General features: G+C 73.2%; 11 protein-coding genes and 1 pseudogene. 9 read left to right on the top strand and 3 right to left on the bottom strand.

Going from position 1 to position 10191, the window contains the following annotated elements; translation table 11 throughout:
- Positions 1-539, top strand: a 539-nt coding sequence (locus FV226_RS25635; RefSeq protein ID WP_246691738.1) for a DUF1236 domain-containing protein, incomplete at its 5' end; no start/stop codon positions are given.
- Between the two features lie 170 nt (positions 540-709).
- On the opposite strand, the gene hrcA is transcribed toward FV226_RS25635, so the two are convergent.
- Entirely contained in the window at positions 710-1804 is a 1095-nt protein-coding gene (gene hrcA, locus FV226_RS25630; RefSeq protein ID WP_147754542.1) for a heat-inducible transcriptional repressor HrcA, read from the bottom strand.
- Positions 1805-1951: 147 nt separating this feature from the next.
- Between hrcA and rph the strand changes: the two genes are divergently transcribed.
- From rph to FV226_RS25610, 4 genes are read left to right on the top strand one after another with little or no spacing between them, the layout of a single operon-like run.
- Positions 1952-2665, top strand: coding sequence for a ribonuclease PH (rph, locus tag FV226_RS25625; protein ID WP_147754543.1), 714 nt, complete (start codon positions 1952-1954; stop codon positions 2663-2665).
- Entirely contained in the window at positions 2662-3294 is a 633-nt protein-coding gene (rdgB, locus tag FV226_RS25620) for an RdgB/HAM1 family non-canonical purine NTP pyrophosphatase (protein WP_147765140.1), read from the top strand. Before rph ends, rdgB begins: the two co-directional genes overlap by 4 nt.
- Before the next feature lie 49 nt (positions 3295-3343).
- Positions 3344-4522: a radical SAM family heme chaperone HemW gene (gene hemW, locus FV226_RS25615; protein WP_147765139.1), complete on the top strand. Its 1179-nt coding sequence runs from the start codon at positions 3344-3346 to the stop codon at positions 4520-4522.
- A 46-nt stretch (positions 4523-4568) separates the two neighbouring features.
- Complete coding sequence (locus FV226_RS25610; RefSeq protein WP_147765138.1) at positions 4569-5399, top strand: DMT family transporter; 831 nt, start codon at positions 4569-4571, stop codon at positions 5397-5399.
- Between the two features lie 15 nt (positions 5400-5414).
- Here the strand turns inward: FV226_RS25610 and FV226_RS25605 are convergent, their stop codons facing one another.
- On the bottom strand, positions 5415-6680 hold the full coding sequence (locus tag FV226_RS25605) for a penicillin-binding protein activator (RefSeq protein WP_147765137.1): 1266 nt from the start codon (positions 6678-6680) through the stop codon (positions 5415-5417).
- 172 nt (positions 6681-6852) lie between these two features.
- Between FV226_RS25605 and rsmI the strand changes: the two genes are divergently transcribed.
- Together rsmI and FV226_RS25595 are read left to right on the top strand one after the other, a co-directional pair.
- On the top strand, positions 6853-7821 hold the full coding sequence (rsmI, locus tag FV226_RS25600; protein ID WP_147765136.1) for a 16S rRNA (cytidine(1402)-2'-O)-methyltransferase: 969 nt from the start codon (positions 6853-6855) through the stop codon (positions 7819-7821).
- On the top strand, positions 7808-8191 hold the full coding sequence (locus tag FV226_RS25595; protein ID WP_238272886.1) for a YraN family protein: 384 nt from the start codon (positions 7808-7810) through the stop codon (positions 8189-8191). The genes rsmI and FV226_RS25595 overlap by 14 nt, the downstream gene beginning before the upstream one ends.
- A gap of 29 nt (positions 8192-8220) precedes the next feature.
- Here the strand turns inward: FV226_RS25595 and FV226_RS25590 are convergent, their stop codons facing one another.
- Entirely contained in the window at positions 8221-8610 is a 390-nt protein-coding gene (locus tag FV226_RS25590) for a response regulator (RefSeq protein ID WP_147754668.1), read from the bottom strand.
- 276 nt (positions 8611-8886) lie between these two features.
- On the opposite strand from FV226_RS25590, the gene FV226_RS25585 reads away from it, so the two are divergent.
- Complete coding sequence (locus FV226_RS25585) at positions 8887-9813, top strand: glycine betaine ABC transporter substrate-binding protein (RefSeq protein WP_147765134.1); 927 nt, start codon at positions 8887-8889, stop codon at positions 9811-9813.
- A 20-nt stretch (positions 9814-9833) separates the two neighbouring features.
- Positions 9834-10191: pseudogene (locus FV226_RS25580) on the top strand (ABC transporter permease); the annotation flags it as partial.

The raw sequence follows: 10191 nt of genomic DNA, 5'->3' as shown, positions 1-10191 counted from the left end.
GGGCCGGACCGGGCGGAGCCGAGCGCGGCGGTGCGATGCGCGAGGACGGTCCGGGCGGCAAGCCCGGCGCGCGCGACGACAAGGCGGGCGCGCGCGGTGACCGCGATGGACGTGGCGACCGCGACGGTCCTGGCGCCCGTGACGGCCGGGGTGATCGTGACGGCCCCGGAGCCCGCGACGGACGTGGCGACCGCGACGGGCCGGGCGCCCGAGGCGAGCGTGACGGACGTCCCGATCGCGGCGCCCGCGGCCCGCGTGGCGGCGGCGAGGCCCGCGGCGCCTACGGGCGTCTCGGCGGCGCCGAGCGCACCCGGTTCCGCCAGGACCTGTTCCGCAGCGGCGTGCCGCGGCTGGCGGCCGGCGCCTTCGCGCTCACGGTCGGCACGGCCATCGCCCGCAGCTACGAACTGCACCGGCTCCCGCCGGCGATCGTCGAGCTGGCCCCGGAATACGAGGATTACAGCTACGTCCTCGTGGACGACGACATCGTCATCGTCGATCCGGACACCTACCAGATCGTGGACGTGATCCGCGGCTGAGGCCGAAAGAAGCGCCGCCTGCCCCCTCTCCCAAAGGGCGAGGGTTGGGGTGAGGGGTGTGACATCTCCGGAGAGGTCACGCCCCTCATCCTGTCCTTCTCCCACTGGGAGAAGGAACCCGCGATCGATCGAGCACGCCGACGACCGCACGTTACCTGCCTGGCGAAAAGTTACGTCCCGCGGTCCATCATCCGCGAGACCACCCGCGCGGTGTAATCCACCATCGGCACGATGCGGGCGTAGTTGAGCCGGGTCGGGCCGATGACGCCGACCACGCCGACGATCGTCTGCGACCCGTCGCGGAACGGGGCGGCGATCAGCGAGGAGCCGGAGAGCGAAAACAGCTTGTTCTCCGAGCCGATGAAGATCCGTACCCCGTCGCCGCCCTCGGCGCGGGCAAGCAGGTCGATCACGTCCTTCTGCGTCTCGAGGTCCGAGAACAGCAGCCGCATCCGCTCCAGGTCCTCGATCGCGCGCAGGTCGTCGAGCAAGTTGGCCTGGCCGCGCACGATCAGCTGGCGCGCCTCGGTGGGCCCGACCGAGACGGCAAGCCCGGCGTCGACCAGGCGCTCGGTGATGGCGTCGAGCTCCCGCTTCATCGCCTGCCGGCCCGCCTCGATCTCGGCGCGCAGGCCCCCGAGGGTGCGGCCGTGCAACCGGGCATTGAGGTAGTTCGAAGCCTCCTGCAGCGCGCTCGCGGGCAGGCCCGGCGGCAGGTCGAGCAGGCGGTTCTCCACCGAGCCGTCGTCCGAGACGAGCACCACCAGGGCGCGGGCCGGGTCGAGCCGCACGAACTCGATGTGCTTGAGCTGCACGTTGGTCTTGGTCGTCAGCACCACGCCGGCGCCGCGCGAGACGCCCGAGAGCAGGCTCGACGCCTCGGCCAGCACCGACGCGAAGGTGTGGCCGGAGGCGGCGGCGCGCATCTGCGCCTCGATCCGCTCCTGCTCCTCGCGCCCGACGTCGCCGAGCTCCAGCATCGCGTCGACGAAGAAGCGCAGGCCCAGCTCCGTCGGCAGGCGCCCGGCGGAGGTGTGCGGGGCGAAGATCAGCCCGGCCTGCTCCAGGTCGGACATCACGTTGCGGATCGAGGCCGGCGACAGGGCCATCGGCAGGATGCGTGCGAGGTTGCGCGATCCCATCGGCTCGCCGGTGGACAGGTATCCCTCGACGATCTGTCGGAAGATCTCGCGGGCGCGCTCGTTCAGCGCGGCGAGCGCCTGCACCTGCGGAGGTTGGGAAATGGATCTCGAAAACTCGGTCACGCGCGGTTCCTGCCCGGCGATTGTGTCCCGGCGAAGCCCGCGGATCAATCCGTCGGCGACGCGATGACGTTGCGGCGCGTCGGGTTGCCGCCCGAGGCGACGCAGCCTAAGCACCCGGCTCGGAATTTCGAACCGGGAGAACGCCGCATGCGGCCCTCGAAGCGCGCGGCCGACGAGTTGCGCACGGTCACGCTGGAACGGTCGGTCGCCCGCTACGCGGAAGGCTCCTGCCTCGTGACCTTCGGCGAGACCAAGGTGCTGTGCACCGCCTCCCTCGAAGAGCGCGGGCCGCACTGGCTGCGCGGCTCCGGCAAGGGCTGGGTGACGGCCGAGTATTCGATGCTGCCGCGCGCGACGCACGAGCGCACCCGCCGCGAGATCAATTCCGGCAAGCCCTCGGGGCGGACGCAGGAGATCCAGCGGCTGATCGGGCGATCCTTGCGCGCCGTCACCAACCTGCCGGCCATGGGCGAGAAGCAGATCACCGTCGACTGCGACGTGATCCAGGCCGACGGCGGCACCCGCACCGCGGCGATCACCGGCGCCTGGGTCGCGCTGCACGAGTGCTTCGCCTGGATGCGCGCCCGCTCGATGATCTCGGTCGACCCGCTGCGCGACCACGTCGCCGCGGTGTCCTGCGGCATCGTCAAGGGCGCGGCCGTGCTCGACCTCGACTACGCCGAGGATTCGGGCGCCGAGACCGACGCCAACTTCGTCATCACCGGCACCGGCGGCCTCGTCGAGGTGCAGGGCACCGCCGAGGGCAAGCCGTTCTCGGAAGCCGAGCTGCTCGAACTGCTGCGGCTCGCCAAGGGCGGCGTCGCCGACCTCGTCGCCCTCCAGAAGCAGGCGATCGCATGAGCCACCGCATCCTCACGGGCAGGGTCGTCATCGCGACCCACAATGCCGGCAAGCTGGTCGAGATGCGCGAGCTGCTGGCGCCGTTCGGCGTCGAGGCGGTCTCGGCGGGCGAACTCGGGCTCGCCGAGCCCGACGAGACCGGCACGATGTTCTCCGAGAACGCGGCGATCAAGGCGATCGCCGCCGCCGAGGCCACCGGGCTGCCGGCCTTCGCCGACGATTCGGGCCTGTGCGTCGCAGCCCTCGACGGGGCGCCCGGCCTGTTCTCCGCCCGCTGGGCCGGCCCGTCCAAGGATTTCGCCGGCGCGATGGCGCGGATCGAAGCCGAGCTCGCCCTGCGCGGGGCGACCGACCGGCGCGCGCACTTCGTCTCGGCGCTGGTGCTGGCCTGGCCCGACGGCCATGTCGAGCTGTTCGAGGGCCGCGTCTTCGGCGACCTCGTCGAGCCCCGCGGCACCGCCGGCTTCGGCTACGACCCGATGTTCCGGCCCGACGGCTCCGACCGAACCTTCGGCGAAATCTCGTCGGAGGAGAAGCACGGGGTCGACTGGCAGACCGGCAACGCCCTGTCGCACCGGGCGCGCGCCTTCGTGGCGCTCGCCGCCGCATGCCTGCGTCGCCCGACCTGAACCCGTCGCACGATTGCCAAACGGCGCGCACGCGAGCACATCGCGTGCGATGATCGACCGTTCAGGCCCGGACCACCCGACCCGCGACGCGGGCTTCGGCGTCTACGTGCATTGGCCCTTCTGCGCTTCGAAGTGCCCGTATTGCGACTTCAACAGCCACGTGCGCCACGCGCCGGTGGACGAAGTGCGCTACCTTGCGGCCTTCCGCGCCGAGATCGCGCACGTGGCGGCCCGCACGCCCGGCCGCACCGTGTCGAGCGTCTTCCTCGGCGGCGGCACGCCCTCGCTGATGCAGCCCGCCACGGTCGCCGGCATCCTCGACGCGGTCGGCGCGGCCTGGGGCGTCGCGCCCGATGCCGAGATCACGCTGGAGGCCAACCCGACCAGCGTCGAGGCCGGGCGGTTCCGGGGTTACCGCACGGCTGGGGTCAACCGCGTCTCGCTGGGCGTCCAGGCCTTCGACGACGCCTCCCTCAAGAGCCTCGGGCGGCTGCACAGCGCCGAGGAGGCGTTCGCCGCGATCCGGGTCGCGCAGGGCGCCTTCGACCGCAGCTCGTTCGACCTGATCTACGCCCGCCCGAACCAGACCGCCGAGGCCTGGCGGCGGGAGCTGACCGAGGCGATCGGCCGGGCGGCCGAGCACCTCTCGCTCTACCAGCTCACCATCGAGCCGGGCACGCCGTTCTACGGCCTCGCCGCCGCCGGCCGGCTCGTGCCGCCCGACGACGAGGCGGCCCGCACCCTCTACGACGTGACCCAGGAGGTTTGCGACCGGGCCGGGCTTCCGGCCTACGAGATCTCGAACCATGCGCGCCACGGCGCGCAGTCGCGCCACAACCTGCTCTACTGGCGCTACGGCGAGTATGCCGGCATCGGCCCCGGCGCGCATGGCCGCCTGGTCACGGAGGCGGGCCGCCTCGGCACCGTCACCGAGAAGGCGCCGGAGGCCTGGCTCGCCCGGGTCGAGCGCGACGGCCACGGCATCTCCGAGACCGAGACCATCGCGGGCGCCGACCAGGGCGACGAGTTCCTGATGATGGGCCTGCGTCTGTCGGAGGGCATAGACCCCGCGCGCTACGCGGCGCTGAAGGGCCGGCCGCTCGACGGAGCGCGCATCGACGCCCTCGTCGGAGACGGCCTGGTCGCCCGCCTGCCCGACGGTCGCATCGCCGCGACCGCGCGGGGCGCCCCGGTGCTGAACGCCGTGGTGGCGAGCCTGGCCGCGTGAGTTCGATCGCCCTCGTGCAAGATGATCCACAAGCCATGAGCCCGCGATGACGCCGGCCGTCGTCGCCCTCGTCCTCTTCGCGGCCTTGCTGCATGCGGGCTGGAACACGCTGCTGCGCGGGGGCGCCGACCGCCTCTGGACCATGAGCGTGATGAACCTCGCGGTCGGCGGGCTCGGGCTCGCGGTGGCGCTCGCGGTCGGGTTGCCGGCCGCGGCGAGCTGGCCCTACGCCGTCGCCTCGGGGCTGATCCACATCACCTACAACGCGCTGCTGATCGTCACCTACCGCACCGGCGACCTCGGCCAGACCTATCCGATCGCCCGCGGCGCCTCGCCGGCCCTGGTCGCCCTCGGCGCGGGCGTCTTCGCCTCCGAGGTGCCCGGCACCGTCGGCGCCGTCGGGATCGCGCTGGTGAGCGCCGGGATCCTGTCGCTATCGCTGGGCAAGGCTGGGCTGTCGCGGGGCACCGTGCTCGCGGCGCTGGGCACCGCCGCGACGATCGCCGCCTACACGCTGATCGACGGCATCGGCGTGCGGCTGTCGGGCGACTGGGTCGCCTACACGGCGGCGATGTTCACCTTCCACCTCGCCTTTCCGCTCTGGCTCCTGCTGACGCGCGGACCCGCGGCGCTCGGCGGGACGCCGGCCGCGCTAGCCCGCGCCGTCGGGGGCGGCGCCGCCTCGCTGATGGCCTATGCCGCGGTGATCTGGGCGATGCGGCTCGGGGCGATGGGGCCGGTCTCGGCGCTGCGCGAGACCAGCGTCGTCTTCGCAGCACTTCTCGGCCGCTTCGTCCTGAAGGAACGCCTCACCGCCGGCCGAATCGTCGCCTGCCTCGTCATCGCGGCCGGCGCGGCGATGATCGGCCACGGCTGAGCCGAGGCGGCGGGTTCAGGTTCCGGGCTTGGCCAGCGCCCGGGGGGCGGGGCTGACGACGCTCGCCGCGTTGTTGCGGATCTCGTAGACGGCGAGCGCGCGGTCGCTGAGGCCGTCGGGGCGGAAGCGGAAGGTGCCGTCGATGCCCGAGAACCCGGAGCTCTTCGTCAGCGTCGCGTCGGCGAAGCGCTGGGTTCCGTATTGCCGCGCGAGCGCCGCCGTGAGCGAGACCGCGTCGTAGGCGAGCGAGGCGACCCGCGGCGGGCTGGTGCCGAACCGCGCCTGGTAGCGCCCGGCGAAGTTGCCGAAGCCGCCGGCGTCCGGCGCGGCGAACCGCCCCCCCTGCAGCGCCGGCAGGGCGAAGAGCCGCGGCTCGTTCCACACCGCCGTGCCGATCGGCCGGATACGCGACGGCGCGAAGCCCGCCTTGGTGAGCGCGGCCGCCACCGCCGGCAGCCCCTCGGCGGTCTCGGGCAGGAACAGGGTGTCGGCCTGCGCGCCGGCCCCGGTGATCAGGCCGCCGAGGCGGGCGATCGCCGGCTCCGACGCGCCGGGGACGTAGCGCTCGATGCCGACGAGGCGGGCGCCCTTGCGCGCCACCGCCTCGCGGAACTGCGCCTCGACGGCGTTGCCGTAGGCGTTCTCGGGGATCAGCGCGGCGAAGGACCGGCGCCCGCCCGACACCGATTCCTCGACGATCCGGTCGACCTCCGCCTGGGGCAGGAAGCTCAGGAGGTAGGTGCCGGGGGCGGCCACGCTCGCATCGGTCGAGAACGCGATCACCGGCTTGCCCGCGGCCCGCGCCGGCACGGAGGCGGCCGAGACGTTGGCGGCGAAGAGCGGGCCGAGCACCAGCTCGGCGCCCTCGGCGATGGCGCCGCTCGCCGCCTCGCGGGCGCCGTCCGGCGCGCCGCGGTCGTCGCGCACCAGGATCTGGAGGTCGGGCTGCTGGTACTCCTCCATCGCCAGCTCGGCGGCGTTGCGCATCGCCGCACCGAGGTTGGCGCCCTGACCCGACAGCGGCACCACCAGGGCGACCTTGACCGACCCCTTGCCGATCCGGCCCGGAGCCGAGGCGGCGGCCGGCGTCAGCCCCGGGACGGCATCTGCGGGCGGAGCGAGATTCGGGGCGAGGTCCTGGGCAAGCTCGGCGCGCGGCGGCGGCGCGGCAGAGCGCACGGTGCGCGGCCCATCCGGCCCGCCGACGCACCCGGCGAGCGCGAAGGTCAGGGCGAGGGCGGCCCTTGTCCCGAAGGCGCGGGGCGAGAGATGTCGCGCCATCGCGAAACGTCCTTCACGCAAGATCCGGCACGAACACATCGTCGCACAGGCTTAGAGTGTGCGCCCGAAAAGTAAACGCGCCGGCCTCGCGGACGCGTGTCCGACACATCCGATGTCGAAACGGGCGCGGTTCAAATTCCGCTCGGGCCCGCGCCGTGGCAAGGTCGCCGCGATGACACAGAGAATCGAGCCCGCACGCCGCCCCGTCCGCAAGGACCCGCCGGGCGGTTCAACCGCCAAGCCCGCGACCTTCACCGCCTTCGGGCTCGCCACCGAGGCCGAGCCGCCGACGCCGGGCCTCCACGTGGTGGCGACGCCGATCGGCAACCTGCGCGACGTGACCATCCGGGCGCTCGCGACGCTCGCCGCCGCCGACGCGGTGCTGGCCGAGGACACCCGCGTCACCCGCACGCTGCTGATGCATTACGGCATCACCACCCCGCTGGTCGCCTACCACGAGCATTCGAACGCCGCCGTCCGCGAGCGGATGGTGCGGCGGATGCTGGACGGCGAGGCGCTGGCGCTGGTGTCGGACGCCGGCACGCCGCTGGTCTCCGACCCCGGGTTCAAGCTGGTCCAGGCGGCGATCGAGGCGGGGATCGCGATCACCCCGATCCCCGGCCCGTCGGCGGTGATGACGGCGATCGTCGCCGCCGGCCTGCCGACCGACCGGTTCTTCTTCGAGGGGTTCCTGCCGCAGAAGGCCGGCGCGCGCCGCAACCGGCTCTCCGCGCTCGCAGGCGTCCCCGGCACGCTGGTGCTGTTCGAGTCGCCCCACCGCCTGCCGGAGATGCTGGCCGACGCGGCCTCGGTCCTCGGCGGCACCCGCCCGGCCGCGGTGGCGCGCGAGCTGACCAAGATGTTCGAGACGATCCGCCGCGGCACGCTGGGCAGCCTCGCCGACACCTTCGCAGAGGAGGGCGCGCCCAAGGGCGAGGTGGTGGTGGTGATCGGCACCGCAGCCGACGAAGCGAGCCCGGAGGAGGCCGATGCCGGCCTCGACGCGGCCCTGCTCGCAGCGCTCGCGCGCCACTCGATCAAGGATGCCGCGAGCCTCGTCGCCGACGAGACCGGGCAGCCGCGCCGCGCGGTCTACAACCGGGCGCTGGTGCTGGCACGCAAGACCGATGCGGACGCCTGAGGCCACGCGCCGGCGGGCGGCGACGGAGCGGCGCGGGCGCCGGGCCGAATGGCTCGCGCTCGCCGCGTTGATGCTGAAGGGCTATCGGCCGCTGGCGATGCGCGTCGCCGCGGCCGGCGGCGAGATCGACCTGATCGTGCGGCGCGGCGACACCATCGCCTTCGTCGAGGTGAAGGCGCGGGCGACGCTCGTCGAGGCGCAGGGCGCGATCGGCCGGGTCAAGCGGCAGCGCTTCTCGCGCGCGGTGCGGGCCTGGGTCTCCCGCAACCCGTTCGCGGCAGCGCTGACGCTCAGGGCCGACGCGGTGTTCATCGGTGGCCGCGGCTGGCCGGTCCACCTCGTCGACGCGTTCCCGATCGAAGGCTTGTAGACGGAAGGCTCGTCAGAACGCCGGTCGCGTCAGCCGCGCGCGGCGCTGATCGCGCCGATGAGCGTGCGCTTGAGGTCGGCTTGGCTGAAGGGCTTCTGCACCACCGGCCGGTCGCGGAACGGCTCGCGGATGCCGGCGCCGCCGTAGCCGGTGGAGAAGATCAGCGGCAGGTCGCGCTTCGCGATCGCCTCGGCGACGGGGTAGATCGGCTCGCCCGCGACGTTGACGTCGAGGATCGCGACCTCGAAGGTCTCGCCCTCGGCCATCTCGAGGGCGGTCGAGAGACGCGCGGCGGGGCCGACCACGGTACAGCCGAAATCGAGCAGCATGTCTTCGAGCAGCATCGAGATCGCGGCTTCGTCTTCGACGACGAGCACGCGCTTACCCTGGAGAACGTCGTCGTTCGGTTCCGCGCTCACGCCGAGGTGTCTTCCTTAGTCGATCCGCCCCGCTTCAGCGGGACGTCGCCATGATGGCTGGTCGGATCCGATCGTCGCGCCAGAAGAACCAAGCGGGTACGCCGGGGGGCTGAGGGGTCGCCCGGAACGCGTTTTGTGTCAAGCGTCCGGCGCGGGCCGTTCGCCGACCAATGTTACACGGCGATACATTTCGCGATAGGCTGTGGCCGGCGCGCGCCGAGGCAAACCCGCGACGGGCCGGATTTTTCGTAAAAAGGGGGCGGATCTATTCCTGCGATGGGTCGATGTGTCCCTGCCTGCGATCGCCGCGCGGTGCTGGCCGGCCTCGGCGCCTGCCTCGCCGCGGCGCCGGCGCGAGCGCGCGGACCGTTGGTGGTCGCCTCGAAGAGCGACACCGAGGGCACGCTCGTCGGCAGCATGATCGCCCTGTGCCTGGAGGATCTCGGCATCCCGGTGCAACGCCGCCTCGGCCTCGGGCCGACGCTGATCGTCCGCACGGCGCTGATGTCGGGCGATGTCGACATCTACCCCGAATACACGGGCAACGGCGCCTTCTTCACCGGCACCGAGGCCGACCCGGCCTGGAAGCGGCCCGACAGCGCCTACGCCGCAGCAGCCGCCGCCGATCGGGCCAAAGGCCTCGTCTGGCTCGGGCGGGCGCCGGCCAACAACACCTGGCTGATCGCGGTGCGCGGCAGCCTCGCCCGCAAGGAGGGGCTGGCCACCATGGCGGACTTCGCCGAGGCCGTGCGGCGCGGGCTGATCCGCCTGGCGGCCTCGACCGAGTTCGTCGAGAGCCCGGCGGCGCTGCCGTCCTTCGAGGCCGCCTACGGCTTCGCGCTGCCGATGGACCGCATCGTCAGCCTGCCCGGCGGCGACACGGCGGTGACGGCGCGGGCGGCGGCGCAGGGCATCAGCGGCGTCAACGCAGGCATGGTCTACGGCACCGACGGGGCGCTCGGCGCCCTCGACCTCGTCGTGATGAGCGATCCGAAGGGCGCGCAGATCGTCTACGAGGTCGCACCGGTGATCCGCGCCGACACCCTCGCAAGCCATCCGCGCATCCGCGACACGCTCGATCCGGTCTTCGCGCGCCTGGATGCCGACACGCTCCGCCGGCTGAACGCCCGCATCACCGTCGAGGGACAGGTGGCCGAGGCCGTCGCGCGGACGTTCCTGCGCGACGCCGGCTTCATCACGTGACGGCCGCCGCCCGCGATCGAATGGCCCGCCTCGTGCCGCTGCTGTTCGCCATCGCCTTCCTCGGTGCGGTCTACGGCCTGCCGCTGCTGCGGCTCGCCAAGAACCGCCTCGTCGTCGGCGAGCCGGTCTACGCCCTGGACGGCGCCGGCATCGTGGCAGGCTTCGGACCGGAGATCGAGGCGGTGTCGGCGCTGGTGCTCGGGGCGGCGCTGCTCGCGCGCGCCGCGCGGACGCGGGTCGGGCTCGGCGCCGCCACCGCCCTCCTCGCGCTCGCCCTCGCGCTGCTGGTGCTGGCGCTCGGCAACACCGCCGAAGACCTTCTCGCGGGCGAGCCGCCGGCCGCCCGCGCCGGCCTCGCCGCCGGCGCCTGGGCGGGGC

The sequence above is a fragment of the Methylobacterium sp. WL12 genome (assembly GCF_008039475.1).
GTDB classification, from domain to species: domain Bacteria; phylum Pseudomonadota; class Alphaproteobacteria; order Rhizobiales; family Beijerinckiaceae; genus Methylobacterium; species Methylobacterium cerastii.
Note: the sequence above shows the minus strand (reverse complement) of the source record. Positions and strands in the feature narration are given on the sequence as shown.